Genomic DNA, 18094 nt, shown 5'->3' with positions numbered 1-18094 from the left:
AGGAAATTGATCTGTTTCTCAAATTTGAATACGCTTGCCCTTACGTATCTCTTTTAGCAGTGACTCACGCATAGATTCTAGGTAACTATCTACATCGCTCTCGTTAGCCAGCCAGGCTTTATCAAATGAGATTTTCATTTCTCGGCAGGATACATACTCAATTTGTGGCTCCTGCTTGGCCGTTGGTGAAGGGATCTCACCTTTGACCGTGATAGTAGAGGTGCAGGGTTCAGGCCCTAGTTTCAGTGCTGGTGTCGTCGGTTGTGCCCAGGTTGCCATCTGGCAAAGTAAATTTCGGTAGTCGCTTTCTTCAAATCGGCGCAGCTCATCTCGGATGACAGCAATTAAATCCTGACACTCAAAATTCGCACTAAATGTATTGAACGCTCGGGTGAGTTGCTCCTGTTGCTCTTTATTCAGCATACCGAATTCCTCCATGCCACAGAGACGATCTTTGAGGGAAAGAATCTTCTCTTTGCCTTTGGTAATCTCTTCCACAAGCTGAGCATTGACTTTCTTCTGCAATGTTTCGAGCAGCAATTTCACTTGTTGCATCTGATTACCTTTGAAACATTTAGGATCCTCAAGACTGATGGTTATTTGTTCGGCTTCATCACCTTTGATATAGGTAAAATTTGGCTTCTGAATTTGAACAAACTTACAGGCGTTATCGAAGATATCTTTTTGTGGGCCACTCATAAATTTGCGAACCGGATCGATAATGCTTTCTTTCATATCAAAAAGAATGTCTTCTTGAGGGATAAGTTCAGTTAGATACCAAGTATACGACTTACCATTAAGTTCTTTGAGCTTTTCGATTACTGGTATCAGCGATTGTAAGAATGGATACTTGGATGTCTCACCAGCACTTGTTTTGAGCTCTTGCATGAGACTATGAAAAGCAATACCCGTTTCCCTACCTAGAATCTTAGCCTCATTAGCTGGTGGTGGGGCATCAAAAAAATCTTGAAAAAATTCTTTTAGTGCACGCACCTGAGATGCTGTAAATTCAATCTGGGGCTCCAATACCACATTGCCATGTCCATGAGTATTACGCAATGCACGTTCCAATTCATCATCTTCAAGAAGGTTGCCAGCAACTCTTAGCTCAATTTTGCCACGAGCACACAGTTTAGCTAATGTACAAAGAACAGCGGCAAACGGCCAACCATAGGGCTTATGCTCAAATTTCTCCAGCAAACTTTTTAGTGTTGTACGTACACCACCTCGATTATTGCTATGGATGAAAGCCAATAGTTCTTGCTCCGACTCAACCAATGACGTTACATCATTGCCCAAAAGAATCTGCTGGGATTTATTAAGACACGTTATAATATCATTTTCAGTATAATTAATACCTCGCAGCATATTTAGATTCGGATAGGCGCGAGTGATGAGTTCATGAAATCCACGCTGTACTCGGACTTGTGCATCTTCAGAACTAATCTCAACTTCTTCACCTGCAATAAAAAATCTGGCCTTGGAAATAAGACCGTGAACATGCAGTTTAAGCTCGACATATCGTTCCTGATTTTGGAATCCTTTATCATTCAAAATCCGCTTTACTGCCTCCTGTTGGGTCATTGACATATTCTGCCGGATGTATTTTTCAGTCTGCTTATACATCAATAAATCACGCATCAATCTATCATCCGCTGGTAAGACAACAAATAATTCATCGTTCTTATACATTGAGTTAGTAAGCAGCATCTGTTCATTTTCAGCGTGTTCATGAAATGGACTAATGATATGAATAGCTAGCTCTTGCTCACGGCCATATAACCGATCATCCATTTTCCTGGAAAAAATATAATCTTGTCCATTTTTGTCAAACCGTATTTTTCTATGCTTGATAATATGATCGAATACAATAGTCTCAAGTTCTGAGGCAATATCAGTTGACTCCACCTCTGTGTTTTTAATTTCTTTTTCAACATCTTTTTCTTCATCCGTAAGATATTCATATAAGTCACCATTACGTTGCAAATAAGTTTGTTGTTCCAGAAGATTAAGCGTTTCTTCAACTCTTTTGCTCAGTGCGTGGAGATCCTGATTAAATCTTTCAAGCATCAGAACACATAAATTTCGAGCAGTTGCCTTAAACTCCTTGACGTATTTGATTAAAAAAAGAGCTTTTAACAATTGAATTGCGAAGTCATTATCAAGGTTGTTCTCAGCATGAATAATCGCTCTTTGAATATTTGACTTTAAAGCAGTTCGAATCCCTTCAAACATCAAATCAAAAGTTGCAAGCTGACCTATTTCCTTATCCCCAATTTTAACTGCTACTTGCTGAAACACACCCAACATGGAGCGCTCTCCAACAGAACTGTGTTTGCCCTCAAAAGCATCATGAGATGATAGATTTTGAATGGCTGATTGGAAAAGGCTAAATTGATAAGGAATGAAGGGATAACTATGAATGAAATGATCACGATCTTGGAAGTTACGATAAGATTGAGCACCATCTACAAAATCAAATAGCGTTTTAAAATTATTCGACTGCAAACGATATATATCTGAGAGTAGATTAATGCCTTTCGCTGTTTTCATGAGCAGACGTTTTTGTATAACCTCAGCTACATCTGCACTGGTCAGTTTCATACGATTATTAAACCGGGCCTGAATTTTTGTGAAATCGTTACCTTGCTGTTTGCTCATTTCACCAACGACGGTTCCCATGTCTTCCTGTGCTGTGACGATCACCCAGGCGCGTCCCCGACATTTGGTAGCCAAACTCTCAGCAATAGTCTGGAGATTTGTCATCAACTTGACATTATCTGCAATATACTGCCCGACTTCATCGACAAAAAAGTTTAGACGGAAGTTGGGTGATTGCCGCTCTATATATGCATGTACTTGCTCCGCAAAATCTTCGATCGAGACTCGATAGTCGCTGCGGTACTTATCGAGAATCCCCATGGCTGAAGACTCATCACCATTCGTTGCCTTAGCATACGCTATGGCTATGTTTTTTGACTCCAATAGCGCTTGTTCACGACCCTTTTGCCATGGTTTTCCTGCTATGGATACATAGGCTGATTTGAACTTCTCGTAGCAACCACGACTGTCAAGATCTCTCTCAAACTGAGCAATATGTCCTTGTTTACCATAATAGCCACACATATCATCAAAAACTTTTACGAAAACTGCGAGTAAAGCATCAATCTCAGTTTTGCTGATGACATCCGCCTTTTGGTCAATATTAAAGAGAATGCTTTTTGAAGGAATGGCTACAGCTCGTTTAAGATCACCACGTAATATTTCATTGTCCGCACATTTGGGCAAGAATAGTTCCAGAGCAGAAGCCCCATCTATTGTTCTATTTTCGACTAAAATTGCCAGCATCTTCAATAAATGAGACTTACCTGAACCAAAGAAACCTGAAATCCAAACACCATTAGCACCTTCATAGTTGTTGTAGGCATCCAAAAAAGATTCCAATCTTTTCTCAACTTCATTAGTCAACACATACTCTTCAATTTCGAGACGAAGACTTGCAGCATCATCAGCTTTTATGACTCCCTCAATCGGACGATCTAATGGTTTGTTAAAAATGGTCTTAAGAGTCATCAAACTTTCCTCTTTTATGCTTCGCAGTGAAAAATATTGAATGCCCGATAATATTTATCGTCATGTAGCCTCCCAAAAAGATCGAGCGATGCTCCGGATTCCAATGAATGAGTATAATCTCCGGGGAAAAACATCACAGTCGGCTTTTCTTTAGCCGTGCTCTGTAAATTATTTAAAACATTGTGTGAACGAATGTACGGAAAAACTTCACCAATTCCAGTAAGAAAAAGTACTTCAAAGTCTTCATTTAACAGTTTAGTCGCTATAGCTGGCACAAGATGCGCTTCAGGATCGAGTACGCCTTGCAACAGCTCTTTTAGTTGATCTTTTGAGACAAATTCCTCCATTTCGAGGATCTGATCCCAAATAGCTCGATCTTTAAGAATTTCGATCGATAAATCGTAAAGATTTATTTCCAAAATACGAATACCGAGCAACTCAAGGCGCTTTACCAATTGATGCATATGGCGTTTTATTTCAACAGATTCTTCTGGCTTAAAAGGACATATGAAGAATGGAACTTCATTACCAAGTCCCTGCTTATCAAGAAATCGCTGACTTGATAAGACGGATAAGAGATGCTGAAATCTATCTTGTATAGGCATTTTGGCTATATCGTCTGACATTTTTCCTTCTCTTTTAAATCGGATTCAAATAAAGGGAAATACAATACTTCGCGAGGATTCCCCTTATGCAGAAGATCCAATAGTCTGGGACTCAATATAGCGCCATTAATTATATTTTTTGTCGTTAAGAGCTCTGCTTCTCGAAGAATCTTGAACAGAATTTGTCTTAATTTGTATTTTGTCGACGGAGCGATTTCATCAAGCTCAGAATGCCATTCTGATTTTCGGTTCAAGAATGAGTTAAAATCTTCGTGTGTCAGATCAGTTTTTAATGTAATAAAACGCTCTCGAAGTACCTCGACGGCAAAATGAGCAATAAATTTATACCGACGGCATATTGCTAGCCACAAAAGATAGGCTTGCTCTTGATGGTGACCCCCAACGAACATCTCCAGTTCTGCTCGGTTTAGAACTTGAAGCCTGGATATAATCTCCTTAGAAATTCGCTTGAGCGTGCTTAGTGTTCTAGTTTGCAACATGTTTTCTAGCATGACTATTTCTCGAACAGCATCCCAATCTCCAAGTTCAAGATATAACTCGGCCAGCTTCACCGATTCACGATGAAGAAGACTACCCCCTATAAATGACATGTTATATCTTTCGGTACTCATTTTTTCTTATGTTTCCTTGCAGTAATGATCCGCTGCACCACCAGCCTTCACCCACTTATCCACTTCATTTTTCTTAAGCTTCCAAAGGCGACCCATACGATGCGCGGGCATTTCATGTTTATCAATCCACTTGTACACGGTGTCACTGCTAACACCGAGGTATTTACATATTTCACTTATTGATAACCAGCGGTCTTCCATCTCTTCCATTTTTCAAACTCCTCGTGGGCGATGGTGTAAAACGATGTAATTGCCTAAATCGAAGTATGGGAGAAAAATTGGTATGTCTCTCCCCATTTAAATATCTTTAAAGTATACAAACAGATTAACTGATGTCAACCGATCTTTGCCGATTTAAGCCGATTATTTGCGAAGCAAACTATTATTTCTATTAGAGTATATAACTAAAATTTGTAGAGAGAATGGATAATGGGTTTTATTGGAGGTCATTGAAATAAAGAGTCGATAGAAAAAATAATCATTAATATGAATGAATCTTCTGGACTACTCTACCAAGAATTTCTATTTCAAGACCATCATCCAGTTTAATATTTGGCCAATTGTCATTCGACGTTATCAGCTCAAATTCGGATGAGGTATAAGACAATTTCTTATACTGACAAATAATTACCTCCTTTTGCCCCTCAACTTTAACCGCAACGTAATCTCCAGGCTTAGGTAAAATTAAAGGATCAATAACCAGTAAGTCATTAACTCGAATTTCAGGTATCATACTTTCATCTGTCATTTTAAGAGCAAATGCTTCATCACTTAATTCCGGTAGTAATGCAGCACTTACAGAAATTAATGCAGCATCGATACATGTACCTTGTTCACGAAATTCATTGACATGTAACCTTGCTTGACAAGCCTGATGATGATCCAAAAGCGGAATTAAGTGACTGGTTTTTTTTATGCTTTTTACGAGTGTTTCATCCGACAAACACATCAAATAAGCAGGCGAAACATCCAACGCACGCGCAAGTGATTTAATCTCTTCCGGCCCGGGTGTACGCACACCCTGCTCCCAATTCGTCAGGCGCGTTTGTTTCAATCCCCCAGCAAGCTCACCGAGAGCTTTTAACGTCAAGCCTTTAGCCTTCCGTGCTTCAAGAATACGCTTGCCAATTTCCTTTTTGATATTCAGCTCAGTCAAATTTACCCCAAAAAATGTAGTTTACCCATTGATATATCACGTAACGTGATATATAGTGAATCTTATTATTCACATTTTGTGATATTTAAGTTTCATTTTTATAAATATATCACACTATGAAAGTAAAAACGAGATTTAACAGGGATAGGCATGATGATGGATTTTGTCATAAATGGTAATGAGCTGGCGGCAATGAGTGGCTTACCTCATATCCAGCAGTTGACTTATCTTAGAGGAATACGACCGTATATGGATCTTAAAACTGGAATAACGGGTATCAAGCGGCGAATTAGTCATCAGTCGATATCTGAACAGCTTTATATTGAGCCCAATCGGGGAATTAAAAGCCAAAGTTTCTCTCGTGATCAGGTACGTCGTGCCATTTATGGTTTGGCACGTGCTGGCTTAATTGAAATTCAATCTGACGGTATGCAGCTTATTTTAAAATGTTCTTTAGCTTCATTGGATTATTCTGTCCAAAATAAAGCCGCCATAAACCCGCCATGGAAAGCCGCCACAAAGCCGCTCGAGAAAATCCTTGTAAATACTGGGTTTTCTGAGGATGTGGAAGTAAAAGCCGACATAGCTGAAACCCCAAAAGCCGCCATACCTCTAAAAGAAGATAATTATATTTATTTATTACGCCAATTCGATCACTTCTGGCGTTTATACCCCGAGAAAAAATCTCGCGAGCGTGCTTTTGAAATTTTCCAACAAATCAATCCCGATGAGCGTTTACTGCAAACCATGCTGCAAGCATTAGACAGCCAAATTAAAGCCCGTCATGCAAAAGAAGCCCATGACGAATGGGTTCCTGCATGGAAATTTCCAGCGAACTGGTTATCGCAAAGATGTTGGGAAGATGAAGTCAAAATCGAATTAACGCAGGAGAAAAGGAATGAGAAGCGTCGCACAAATACTAACAACGAAGCCATTGACCCCTTCTGGAATCCAGAAGCAGGAAGCAGTGAAGACGAACAGCAGCAATCCAACGTCATCAGCCTGCGGAGCTACCGACAGCTCTAAAAAGCGGATTGAGAATCTGTTTACCCGCTTTGCTGTGTTTTACGGGCATTTATGGCGCAGCCAGTTTAAGAGTGAAGGATTTTTAGAGTTTGCAAAAAAAGAGTGGCTGGAGGGTTTAGAGCCGTTCAGTGATGCGGTTTTGAATGAGGCGATTTTAACCTGTCGCGATCATACCGAAATGCCGCCAAGTTTGCCGCAGATGATTGGTCTTTGTCGTTCTATCAAGAAACGCCGTTCGTTTTATGTAGCAAAAGATGCTTACCAGCCAGTAAGCGAAGCTGTGGTTGAACTACATATCAGGCAATGCAAAGCCTATTTAATTTAACAAAACAAGGAGAAAAACCATGTTGGTTTTAACAAGAAAAGTTGGTGAGTCGGTAGTTATCGGTGAAGACGTGTACTGCACAGTGGTGGGTTATCGTCAAGGTGAAGTGCGTCTGGCCTTTGATGCCCCACAATCGCTTCCTGTTCACCGCGATGAAATTCAAAGACGCATCTACAGAGAGCGTCAACAGGATGCCTGGTTTTATGAAGCCGCCCCTAACAAAGTAAGCATCGTGGATCGACTCATCTCCAAATTTAAACACAGCAGCCAGCCTGCAGCACATCATCAATAACGAGGAAGTGAGTCATGACTAAGCGCTCCATGAATCAAAAGCCAGGTTCAACGGCCATAGCATTAGCTCTGATAGTGCTATCCCCCTTTGTCTCGGCAAGTCCTGCTTCCAAAGAATATGTGGATAAACAAATTAAAGAGGCGGTTGAACAGGTTCAGATTCAAATCCACCAAGAAAACACCCGAATTGAGGCGCAAATCACCGAACTGAAGCATCGTATTGGTGAGTTGTATCAAGGCGGCGTGGTGTTTTGGTTGGATGAGTCGCAGCAGCATGGCTTGGTTGCCGCCCGCGTGATCCCAACAACGGGTGCAGGCATTCCCTGGAGAAATGGTGAAAGTGGCGACAAAACCACCAATGCCAGAGCGAATGGCCTTTTTGCAGGTCTTTCAAACACGCATCTTATCATTTCTGAACAAACGATTGACGATCAGGAAGGCCAATTTGCTGCACTGATTGCCCATCAATTCGCGGTTCAGGAAGATGGCGAGACCCCTTGTAATCAAACTCAAGCTTGTTATGGCAACTGGTATTTGCCGTCATTGGCCGAGTTACAACTGATACGACAAAACCTCTACCTTCATGGGTTAGGACAATGGATTGCAGGTCGTTATTGGAGTTCTAGTGAAGACAGTGTTTCTAGTGCTTATGTGTTCGACTTTGGCAGTGGTGCCCAGTCTAGTACAGATAAGGCTATGGAGGCTCATGTTCTTCCCATCCATGCATTTTAACCGATAAGGAATCAAACCATGACATTAAAAAAATTACTTGGACTTGCTTTATTGCTCCCAGCTGCATCCTCATTTGCAGCCGATGATACTGAAATGTGGGCGAAAATTCAGTATGCCTACACTCTAATTGGTGAAGCCAATATTAATATCCAGAAACTCTTTGACGAAATCGGACATTTAAAAGCCAATCAAAACCTGCACCAGCTTGGTGAAGCATATCATGGTGGCATTATTTTCTGGGTGGATGAATCTAAACAACACGGCTTGATCGCCAGCAAAATTGACGTGACTGAAGAAGGTATTCAATGGCGCAATGGGGCTTCAGGCAACAAAATAACCAATGCACGAGGTGATGGTATCGGTTCTGGTGAGACCAATACGCGCCTCATCATTGCAAGCCAGACCATTGATAATCAAAAAGGCCGATTTGCTGCCCTCCTGGCCTCTCAATTTCAAGTTCAAGCCGATGGCATCACGCCCTGTAAAACGCCCATCGTCAATCAAGGTGTTTGTTATGGCGGCTGGTATTTACCCTCGGCTTTTGAGTTGCAATTGATGCACACCAATTTGCGCGCAGGCAATCGTGCATCCTTTGCCCCCGACTTTTATTGGACCTCAACCGAAGCAAGTGCTTCGAACGCATGGCTGATTAATTTTTCAAGCGGTGAATTAGTTGCTAGCGATAAGGCAAACACGATGGGTCGTGTCAGGGCAATATCCCGTTTTTAATCAACAAGGATGCACGATGAAAATTCACTATCTGTTTTTGGGGCTAGCGCTTTTTAGCCCTCTGGCTCAGGCAAGTAATTGCTTTGATTGCAAAGGACTCCGCTTCGGTATTTCCGGCAGCACTGGAGCCACTCAGTATCAACATGCTTATGCCCATGATGGGCAAAGCGTCCTGGGGCGGTTGAGTTTGGATGCGCAATACGATGTTTCTGAACTGCTGAGCGTGGGTCTTGAAATCGGGGCGCAAAACGGAAACACCATGCGACTGGACACACCCAAACCCATGCTTGATGTATTAGGCGGTGAGCCGGTGGGTATTGTGATTAAGCCTCTGATTGATGCGTTGCTCACCCTTAAGGTAACTCCTTTTGATAACCCCGGTTTGTTTGGCTTTGTTAAAGGAGGATTTGCCTACAGGCAATTACAAGTCGACAGGAATGAAGTCAACGATTTAGCAAAAACAAACCCTGAACTTCAGGCCGGGCTTGGATATGGCATGAGTGATAACAGCGCCTTCTTTTTGGGCTATCAGCATGTGTTTGGCAGTCATCCCAATTATCAGGTCAATCCATTTACTGAAACCGGGTACATCGAGGGGATCCCTTCTCAGGACTCCATACTCGTTGGGTTATCCATCGTATTTTAATCTCAAGAACAAGGACCATGATGACAGGACATGACGATGAAAGTGTTACGGTAAAAGATAGAGCCAAAGAGAAACTACGGCGTGATTTAGGGCCTTTAATCGAAAGTGCGTTAAACGATCCAAAAACAGTTGAAATCATGCTTAATGCCGATGGCAAACTCTGGCAAGAGCGCCTTGGCGAAACCATGCATTGCATAGGAAGCATCATTGAGGCACGCGCAGAATCCATCATTAAAACGGTGGCTGGATTTCATGGAAAAGAGGTCACTCGATTTAATCCAATACTTGAAGGCGAACTGCCACTGGATGGATCTCGCTTTGCAGGGCAATTACCCCCCGTGGTATCCAAGCCCACTTTTGCCATTCGTAAAAAAGCCATCTCGGTATTTAGCCTGGATGACTATGTGCAATCAGAGGTAATGACTACAGCACAATGTGCGGTGATTAAAAATGCAGTGAAAACGCATCGAAACATTCTGGTTGTTGGCGGCACGGGGTCGGGTAAAACCACATTGGTTAACGCCATTATCAATGAAATGGTGAATCACTCACCCACTGAGCGCGTCTTTATTATCGAAGACACGGGAGAAATTCAATGTGCTGCTGAAAACTGTGTTCAATACCACACAACACTTGATGTCAACATGACGCAACTGTTGAAAACCACCCTTCGAATGCGCCCTGACCGAATCCTGGTCGGTGAGGTCAGAGGTGGAGAAGCGCTGGATTTACTTGATGCCTGGAATACCGGTCATGAAGGCGGTGCCGCCACACTGCATGCCAATAACTGCCTGGCGGGGCTTCAGCGTTTGAAATCTCTGATTAGCCGCAATCCTGCTGCACCGGCTGAGATTGAGCCACTCATTGGTGAGGCAGTTCACTGTGTGGTGCATATCGCAAGAACCCCACAAGGGCGGCGCGTTGAAGACATCATATCCATAAAAGGCTTTGAAAACGGACATTACATTATTGAAACACTCATTTAAGGAGAACCCCATGAATCAAGCAACACTGTTTAATTATAAAAACCTTTTGATGACAGGCACTGTCATTTTATTACTACTACTCATCACGCATCCCGCATGCGCATCGAGTGCCGGTGGTGGACTTCCTTTTGATTCGTGGCTTACCAAAATCCAAAAATCCATTACCGGCCCCTTTGCTTTTTCTGCTGCCATCATCGGTCTTGTTGCCGCAGGAGCCACGCTTATTTTTGGTGGCGACATGAATGGCTTTATGCGTACCTTGGTGTTTTTTGTGTTGGTACTCTCATTCTTAGTCGCCGCACAAAATACCATGACGGCAATTACAGGCAAAGGAGCTGAAATTTCCAGACCATCGGTAGTGGAGTTTGCGCCATGAGCCTTCGAACGATTCCAATACGACAATGCGGTAACCGCCCCAGTCTTTTTATGGGAGGGGATCGCGAACTGGTGATGTTTTCAGGATTGTTGTCCGCCATTTTAATCTTTGCGGCTCAAGATTGGCTGGCTGCCATTTCTGGCGCTGCCCTTTGGTTTTTATCATTAAAAGGACTTCGCCTGATGGCCAAGTCCGATCCTTATATGAGAGCGGTTTATCTAAGACAAAGAGGCTATCAAGACTATTACCCAGCGCGTTCAACCCCCTTTCGCAATAATAAACGGGGGTATTTATGATTGCATGCATTAGCTTTTTAATCAGCATCACAGGGCTTTTGCTTTTAGGAACGCTATTTAGTGTCACTCGATTGAAAAGCCGCGAGCACCATGTCAGAAAGCATCGCAGCCAAACGGCTGGTCTGGTGGATTTATTGAACTATGCGGCAGTAGTCGATGATGGCGTGATTGTCGGCAAAAATGGCTCGTTCATGTCTGCCTGGATGTATCAGGGGGAAGACATTGCCAACACAACCGATGAAGCGCGCGAAACGATGGCTTTTCGTATCAATCAAGCCTTATCTGCCATGGGTAATGGCTGGATGATTCATGTCGATGCGATAAGACGTGCAGCTCCTAGTTATAGTGAACGCAGCGCCTCATACTTTCCCGATTCAGTATCAAAGGCAGTCGATGAAGAAAGACGGCAGTTATTTGAAAATATAGGCACGTTGTTCGAGGGATATTTTGTTATTACGCTCACCTGGTATCCACCGGTATTGGCACAAAAACGCTTTGTTGAATTGCTGTTTGATGATTCCGGTGAGTCACTGAGTCAAAAAGCACAAACACATCAATTGATTGAGACGTTTAAGCAAGCCTGCAGAAACTTTGAGTCACGCATGAGTGCTGCAGTACACCTTGAACGACTAGGTTCTGAAGTGATCATCCATGACGACCAAAAAATCACCCAGGACCATTTCTTAAGACACATACAATACTGCGTCACAGGGCTGAATCACCCGGTGAACCTGCCCAAGAATCCAATGTATCTGGATGCACTGATTGGTGGACAGGAATTAACGTCGGGCATTACTCCTAAAATCGGTCGTAAGTTCATTCAATGCGTTGCCATAGAAGGATTTCCCATGGAGTCGTATCCTGGCATTTTAACGCTTCTAACGCAATTACCCGTTGAATACCGTTGGAACTCTCGCTTTATCTTCCTGGATGCCCATGAAGCCGTGGCGCATTTCACCAAGTTTCGTAAAAAATGGAAGCAAAAAATCAGGGGCTTTTTTGATCAGATGTTTCAGACCAACTCAGGGGTTATCGATGAAGATGCGCTAAATATGGTTCAGGATGCGCAAGCCGCAATTGCTGAAACCAACTCGGGCATGGTGGGTCAAGGCTATTACACCTCTGTAGTGGTATTAATGGATGAAGATAGAGCGCAAGTTGAAAAAGCCGCTCTCTTTATTGAAAAAAATATCAATGCCTTGGGCTTTAGTGCACGCACTGAAACCATCAATACCATGGATGCGTTTATGGGAAGCCTACCCGGTCATGGCGTTGAAAACATTAGACGGCCTTTGATAAACACCATGAATTTGGCGGATTTACTCCCCACATCCAGTATTTGGACAGGCGAAAATAAAGCGCCTTGTCCGCTGTTTCCACTCAATGCACCACCCTTGATGCACTGCCTCACCAGCGGCAACGCGCCATTTCGTTTGAATCTTCACGTGAGAGATTTAGGTCATGGCATTATGTTTGGACCCACACGCTCCGGTAAATCAACCCATCTAGGTTTATTGGCATTGTCCTGGCGTCGTTATAAAGATGCTCGTATTTATGCTTTTGATAAGGGCATGTCCATGTATCCTACCTGTAAGGCAACCGGTGGCGAGCATTTTACCATTGCAGATAAAAACTCCCGCCTGGCGTTCGCACCCTTACAGTTTTTAGAAACAAAAGCCGATAGAGCCTGGGCTATGGAGTGGATTGATACCATTCTGGCCTTGAATGGTTTAAATACAACACCCGCGCAACGCAATGAAATCGGCCATGCCATCATCAGCATGCATCAAAGTGGCTCTAAAACCTTATCCGAATTTGTCATGACCATACAGGATGAACCTATACGAGAAACCTTAAAGCAATACACTATTGATGGTTTGATGGGGCATTTGTTAGATGCCGAATCCGATGGGCTGGGTTTGTCGTCCTTCATGACCTTTGAAATAGAGCATCTTATGGGTTTGGGCGAGAAATTTGCCTTGCCAGTGTTGCTCTATCTCTTTAGACGTATTGAAACCTCATTAGATGGCCGACCCACGCTAATCCTACTTGATGAAGCCTGGTTGATGCTGGCGCATCCAGTGTTCAAAAACAAAATTGCAGAATGGCTTGATTCCATAGCCAAGAAAAACTGCGTGGTATTTATGGCAACCCAGCATTTATCCCATGCAGCCAATTCTGGCATCTTAGACATTATTGTTGAATCAACCGCCACCAAAATCTTTTTACCGAATCTGTATGCCAGAGATCCTGAAACACGCCTGATTTATGAGCGTATGGGCTTAAACCCACGCCAGATTGACATCATAGCAACAGCCCAACCCAAACGTGATTATTACTATGTCAGTGAAAAAGGTCAGCGATTGTATCAGTTAGCCTTGGGGCCTTATGCCCTGGCAGTCGTTGGCACAACCGATCCCGACTCTATCGCTCGCATGCAGCAACTGGAACAAAAGCATGGGGATGTGTGGGTCAATCAATGGCTTTTAGAAAAAGGGATTTCCACAGAACTCTATGGAGAAGCAGCATGAAACAAGCATTAACAAACAACCCTTATCTCAACGCCAGACGCGCATGGAATGTTCATACCGCAGGGCTTATGAAATCACTGCAGGTTTGGCAACTGGTAGGCTTATCTAGCCTTCTGATTGCCTTGGCGGCCGTAGGTGGACTCATAGCTATTGGTAGCCAATCGAAATTCATCCCGTTGGTGTTTCAGCAAGATGCCAATGGGAATACGCTCTCCATCACACGCGCCGATAAAGTGGGTGATGCAACTTTGGATGATTATCGCGCGGCAGCTGCCCATTTTATTGAAAACATTCGCATGGTAAGTCTTGATGCGGAGCTGCAAAAGAAAGCGGTTTTTCAAGTGTACGCTTACCTCAATGCCAACGATGCCGCCTTAACGAAAGTTCAGGAATTCTATAGCGACAAGCAACAATCCAATCCATTTGAGCGAGCCACTCATGAAATTGTGAGTATTGATATCCGTTCGGTGCTTCAAGAGTCGGATGAAACCTGGCAAGTCGACTGGATTGAAACCGTGAGAAATCGTGATGGTACGCTCAAAGAAAAACCACGCATGATGAAAGCGATGATTACCCTATATCAGGACAATGAAGTCCATGATGCCGCCAGTGAGTCCATGTTGAAAAATCCTCACCTGATTTATGTGCGTGACTTTAACTGGTCCTACGAATTAAAGCATGGAGAACAGCAATGAAACGAATCATCAGCACCTTGTGTTTACTCACCCCGCTGGCTGGGTTTGCATTGGATAATACCGAGATTGCCAACCGATATTTTTCAGAAACCGATCCTAAGCTCTCAACTCAGGAAAAGCAGGCACTAGATATTGCAGAGCGTACCCAAAAGGGCGAAAAAACGAGTAAGCCTTTTGCCTCTGCCGATGGTTCGGTCAGTTTTATTTATGGCTCAGGACAAATCAGAGTGGTGTGTGCACCCTTACAGGTTTGTGATATTGCCCTGCAACCCGGTGAACAGTTTAACGACATGAATGTCGGTGATCCGCGTTTTGTCGTAGAACCCTCCATCACAGGTTCCGGCAGCTCACAACAAATCCATCTGCTCATCAAACCTAAAGATGTAGGGCTTGATTCATCAATGGTTGTCACGACTGACCGAAGGACGTATCACTTCAGACTAAAGTCAGATCGCACCGAGTTTATGCCCTACATTTCATTCACATACCCCGATGAAGCAAAAGCCAAGTGGCAACTCATTCAACACATGCAAGCTGAAAGACGCAAAATGGATACCTTGCCAGAAACCCATGAGTATCTGGGCGATCTTAACTTTAACTATAAAGTTCAAGGCAACTCCCGATTGAAGCCGGTTCGAGTCTATAACAACGGTGTTAAAACCATCATCGAGATGCCCAAAGCCATGGCTCAAAATGATGCTCCTGCGCTTTTGGTTTTAAGAAGCAAAGGTCTTTTTGGAAAGTCTGAATCGGTCATGGTGAATTATCGCGTTCAAGGCTGTCGCTACATCGTAGACGGTGTATTTGATAAAGCGATACTTATTATCGGAAGCGGTGCTTATCAAGAAAAAATTACCATCACAAGGTGCTCCAGATGAAAAACATAACTGTTCTATTTATAGCATTGTTGTTATCCAGTTGTGCAAGCATGAACTATGGGAATTTTACGCCAGTATCACAAGTTCAGGGTGCGGTTTTGGCACAAGACTCAGCCAATCAATTAAGCCGCGTCTTTCCTCCGGCACAACACACCTTATGCATGGGGCAAAAAGTGCGCGATGGCTTTGGCATTCAATTGGTTCAGAACCTACGAAAAAAAGGTTATGGCGTGATGGAGCGACAATGCCCCAAACAAAACGCTCATTTGCTCTATGTGCTTGATACGCTTGAACCCCAAAGACTGTATCGCGTGAGTCTTTTTGTAGGCATGCAGACGTTAAGCCGCATGTATGCAAAAAACCAGGAATCCTTCTTCCCTGTCAGTGCATGGACCCATAAGGAGTAAGAACCATGAATCCCAATAAAGAGTATTTATCACCCGACCAATCACCACAAAAGCTGCAACCTATGGGCGTGAAGCGCGTGAATCAGATGCCACTTATCATTGCAATTAGTGTATTAACGCTGTTTGTGTTGCTTATCGCATGGGTTGCAACGAAACGCGCTAATGCGCAAAACCAGCCATCAGAGCCGGTAAAAATAAAATCGCTTCGAAAAAACACCATGAGCCTTGCCAGTGAGGTGGTAGGAAACCATAAAATGGCCATCATCCCACCACCTGATGCACCATCAAGTCGCAATGAAATGGCGCCATTATCGATGCCAGAACCTCAGCAATTCCGCAAGGAAGATGCGCCGACACAAGAAGTATCGGATGCTGAAATCGAGCGTATTCGCCAAGAAAAAACGCAAGATTTTGAAGAAGCGGTTAAGGCTAAAACTTCGGTTATGGTTGATAACTCACGATTGACCAACCACCAGCAAATGACCTCAAATAGTGATCCCGCAACGGTGTTTAAAGCGCAGCTTGCCTTATTACAAGAACGACAAACAAAATCCATGCCGCAACCTTTAGGTGGGGAAGAAAATGAGTCGCGCTGGCATTTAAATTCAACCCTTCAAAGCCCCAACAGTCGCTATGAATTAAGAGCGGGCAGTGTAATTCCCGGGGTGATGATTAGTGGCATTTCTTCCGAGTTGCCCGGACAAATCATCGCTCAGGTATCACAAAATGTGTATGACACCGCGACCGGTAAGTATTTGTTAATTCCACAGGGAACCAAAATCCTGGGGATTTATTCCAGTGATGTGGGCTTTGGCCAAAACTCGGTGCTGGTAGCGTGGCAACGACTGATATTTCCAGACAGTAAAGCACTGGATATCGGCTCCATGCCCGGAGCTGATAGTGCCGGATTTTCTGGATTTCGCGATGAGGTGAATCATCATTACGGGCGTATTTATGGCTCAGCGCTGTTAATGTCAGGGATTATTGCTGGCATCACCTACAGTCAAAATACTAATCAGGCCAACCAGTACGGGTATGCACAACCCACAGCAGGCAGTGTGATGAGTCAGGCGTTGGGGCAGCAGCTTGGCGAAGTGACCTCGCAGCTCGTTTCAAAAAACCTGAACGTATCGCCAACTGTTAATGTACGTCCAGGATACCTCTTCAATATCATAGTGGTGAAAGACCTAACCTTTAAACAACCTTATCAACAGTTTGTCTATTAAGAAAGGAGCACGATATGAAACTGAAAGCCTTATTAATTTATTGTTGCACTCTGCCAGTCTTGGCAAATGGTGCACCCGTATTTGACGTTGCGAACTGGATTCAAAATGGAAAAATGATTGCAACACAACTTAGTGAGTATAGAACTCAAGTCGACCAATACAAAAACCAGCTCGATCAATACCAAAACATGCTCGAAAACACCAAATCACTGACCTCCTATGAATGGGACAATGCCAACTCGGTGATTAATAATCTGCTGGAATCAACCAACACCATTGATTATTACAAACAGGAGGCAGGCAGTCTTCAGGACTATCTGGATCGATTTCAAAGTCAGGAATACTACCAAAACAATGCCTGCTTTAATGAACAAAGTGAATGCAATCCTGAGGAAATCCGAAAAATCAAACAAAACCGACTCCGCGCGTCAGTTGCCGAAAAACGCGCCAATGATGCCTTGATTAAAGGGATTGATAAGCAGCAACACAGTCTAAAAGAGGATTCGGCCAAACTTCGCGTGTTGCAATCTCAGGCACAAAACGCCACAGGACAAAAGCAGGCACTCCAGGCCGGCTCTCAATTGGCCAGTCAACAATCCCACCAATTGCTTCAAATCAGAGGTCTGCTCTTAGCCCAGCAAAACGCGCAGGCCGTTAAAGATGCGGCAAATGCCAATAAAGAGGCCATACAAACAGCGGGTGATGAACATTTCAGATCGGGTGTGTATCACAAGAGTTCAGGAAAAAAATGGTAATTTTTAATAACAAGGAGAAAACATGAAACATTTAACACTATGGATGATGGTATGTGTTGCGCTGCTGTCTGGATGCAATAACTCTGAAGCCAAAAAGGCTCAGCATCTTGCCTCATTAACCTGTGAAAGCTCCAGAGAACATCGCACTACAGAGGAACTGCAGGCCATTGGGGATGCCTGTTTTCGGGGTGGCAGCTATACAAAAAGCTCAGGGAAAAAATGGTAATCC

At 43.4% G+C, this 18094-nt stretch carries 21 protein-coding genes; 16 read left to right on the top strand and 5 right to left on the bottom strand.

Translation table 11 applies throughout. The features are described 5' to 3' along the window. Positions 1-18 precede the first annotated feature (18 nt). The 5 genes from brxC to E1O65_RS06895 form a co-directional block, all read right to left on the bottom strand. Positions 19-3573: a BREX system P-loop protein BrxC gene (brxC, locus tag E1O65_RS06915; RefSeq protein ID WP_165474921.1), complete on the bottom strand. Its 3555-nt coding sequence runs from the start codon at positions 3571-3573 to the stop codon at positions 19-21. Between the two features lie 14 nt (positions 3574-3587). Next, a complete protein-coding gene (locus E1O65_RS06910) occupies positions 3588-4178 on the bottom strand; it encodes a DUF1788 domain-containing protein (RefSeq protein ID WP_133132912.1) in 591 nt (196 codons plus the stop codon). A 5-nt stretch (positions 4179-4183) separates the two neighbouring features. Next, positions 4184-4810, bottom strand: coding sequence for a DUF1819 family protein (locus E1O65_RS06905; protein WP_133132863.1), 627 nt, complete (start codon positions 4808-4810; stop codon positions 4184-4186). 6 nt (positions 4811-4816) lie between these two features. Further along, positions 4817-5020 carry a helix-turn-helix domain-containing protein gene (locus E1O65_RS06900; protein ID WP_027222690.1) on the bottom strand — a complete coding sequence of 68 codons (204 nt, stop codon included), beginning with the start codon at positions 5018-5020 and terminating at the stop codon, positions 4817-4819. Between the two features lie 271 nt (positions 5021-5291). Further along, entirely contained in the window at positions 5292-5966 is a 675-nt protein-coding gene (locus E1O65_RS06895) for a S24 family peptidase (RefSeq protein ID WP_133132862.1), read from the bottom strand. Between the two features lie 156 nt (positions 5967-6122). Between E1O65_RS06895 and E1O65_RS06890 the strand changes: the two genes are divergently transcribed. Genes E1O65_RS06890 through E1O65_RS06815 form a run of 16 tightly spaced genes read left to right on the top strand, consistent with a single transcriptional unit; the run spans position 6123 to position 18091 of the window. Next, positions 6123-6992: a hypothetical protein gene (locus E1O65_RS06890; RefSeq protein ID WP_133132911.1), complete on the top strand. Its 870-nt coding sequence runs from the start codon at positions 6123-6125 to the stop codon at positions 6990-6992. A 16-nt stretch (positions 6993-7008) separates the two neighbouring features. Further along, positions 7009-7317 carry a Vir protein gene (locus E1O65_RS06885; protein WP_133132910.1) on the top strand — a complete coding sequence of 103 codons (309 nt, stop codon included), beginning with the start codon at positions 7009-7011 and terminating at the stop codon, positions 7315-7317. A 19-nt stretch (positions 7318-7336) separates the two neighbouring features. Beyond that, a complete protein-coding gene (csrA, locus tag E1O65_RS06880) occupies positions 7337-7609 on the top strand; it encodes a carbon storage regulator CsrA (RefSeq protein WP_133132861.1) in 273 nt (90 codons plus the stop codon). A gap of 14 nt (positions 7610-7623) precedes the next feature. Further along, positions 7624-8340, top strand: a complete 717-nt coding sequence (locus E1O65_RS06875; protein WP_242601552.1) for a DUF1566 domain-containing protein — start codon at positions 7624-7626, stop codon at positions 8338-8340. Positions 8341-8358: 18 nt separating this feature from the next. Beyond that, on the top strand, positions 8359-9069 hold the full coding sequence (locus E1O65_RS06870; protein ID WP_133132860.1) for a DUF1566 domain-containing protein: 711 nt from the start codon (positions 8359-8361) through the stop codon (positions 9067-9069). Between the two features lie 16 nt (positions 9070-9085). After that, a complete protein-coding gene (locus tag E1O65_RS06865; protein WP_133132859.1) occupies positions 9086-9715 on the top strand; it encodes an outer membrane beta-barrel protein in 630 nt (209 codons plus the stop codon). 20 nt (positions 9716-9735) lie between these two features. After that, positions 9736-10701, top strand: a complete 966-nt coding sequence (gene trbB, locus E1O65_RS06860; RefSeq protein WP_133132908.1) for a P-type conjugative transfer ATPase TrbB — start codon at positions 9736-9738, stop codon at positions 10699-10701. Positions 10702-10711: 10 nt separating this feature from the next. Further along, positions 10712-11077 carry a TrbC/VirB2 family protein gene (locus E1O65_RS06855; RefSeq protein WP_133132858.1) on the top strand — a complete coding sequence of 122 codons (366 nt, stop codon included), beginning with the start codon at positions 10712-10714 and terminating at the stop codon, positions 11075-11077. Continuing rightward, positions 11074-11373: a conjugal transfer protein TrbD gene (locus E1O65_RS06850; protein ID WP_133132857.1), complete on the top strand. Its 300-nt coding sequence runs from the start codon at positions 11074-11076 to the stop codon at positions 11371-11373. The genes E1O65_RS06855 and E1O65_RS06850 overlap by 4 nt, the downstream gene beginning before the upstream one ends. Next, positions 11370-13904: a conjugal transfer protein TrbE gene (locus E1O65_RS06845; RefSeq protein ID WP_133132856.1), complete on the top strand. Its 2535-nt coding sequence runs from the start codon at positions 11370-11372 to the stop codon at positions 13902-13904. The genes E1O65_RS06850 and E1O65_RS06845 overlap by 4 nt, the downstream gene beginning before the upstream one ends. Then, positions 13901-14599 (top strand): conjugal transfer protein TrbF, encoded by a 699-nt coding sequence (locus tag E1O65_RS06840; RefSeq protein WP_133132855.1) that lies wholly within the window; start codon positions 13901-13903, stop codon positions 14597-14599. The genes E1O65_RS06845 and E1O65_RS06840 overlap by 4 nt, the downstream gene beginning before the upstream one ends. Further along, complete coding sequence (trbG, locus tag E1O65_RS06835; RefSeq protein WP_133132854.1) at positions 14596-15477, top strand: P-type conjugative transfer protein TrbG; 882 nt, start codon at positions 14596-14598, stop codon at positions 15475-15477. The genes E1O65_RS06840 and trbG overlap by 4 nt, the downstream gene beginning before the upstream one ends. Beyond that, positions 15474-15884, top strand: coding sequence for a conjugal transfer protein TrbH (locus E1O65_RS06830; protein ID WP_133132853.1), 411 nt, complete (start codon positions 15474-15476; stop codon positions 15882-15884). The genes trbG and E1O65_RS06830 overlap by 4 nt, the downstream gene beginning before the upstream one ends. A 5-nt stretch (positions 15885-15889) precedes the next feature. Then, entirely contained in the window at positions 15890-17110 is a 1221-nt protein-coding gene (locus tag E1O65_RS06825; RefSeq protein WP_133132852.1) for a TrbI/VirB10 family protein, read from the top strand. A gap of 14 nt (positions 17111-17124) precedes the next feature. Then, on the top strand, positions 17125-17865 hold the full coding sequence (gene trbJ / locus E1O65_RS06820; protein ID WP_133132851.1) for a P-type conjugative transfer protein TrbJ: 741 nt from the start codon (positions 17125-17127) through the stop codon (positions 17863-17865). 22 nt (positions 17866-17887) lie between these two features. Then, positions 17888-18091 carry a hypothetical protein gene (locus tag E1O65_RS06815; RefSeq protein WP_133132850.1) on the top strand — a complete coding sequence of 68 codons (204 nt, stop codon included), beginning with the start codon at positions 17888-17890 and terminating at the stop codon, positions 18089-18091. Positions 18092-18094 lie beyond the last annotated feature (3 nt).

Origin of the sequence: Legionella sp. W10-070 (assembly GCF_900640175.1) — a bacterium.
Classification (GTDB): domain Bacteria; phylum Pseudomonadota; class Gammaproteobacteria; order Legionellales; family Legionellaceae; genus Tatlockia.
This window is presented reverse-complemented; position numbering and strand designations above follow the sequence as displayed.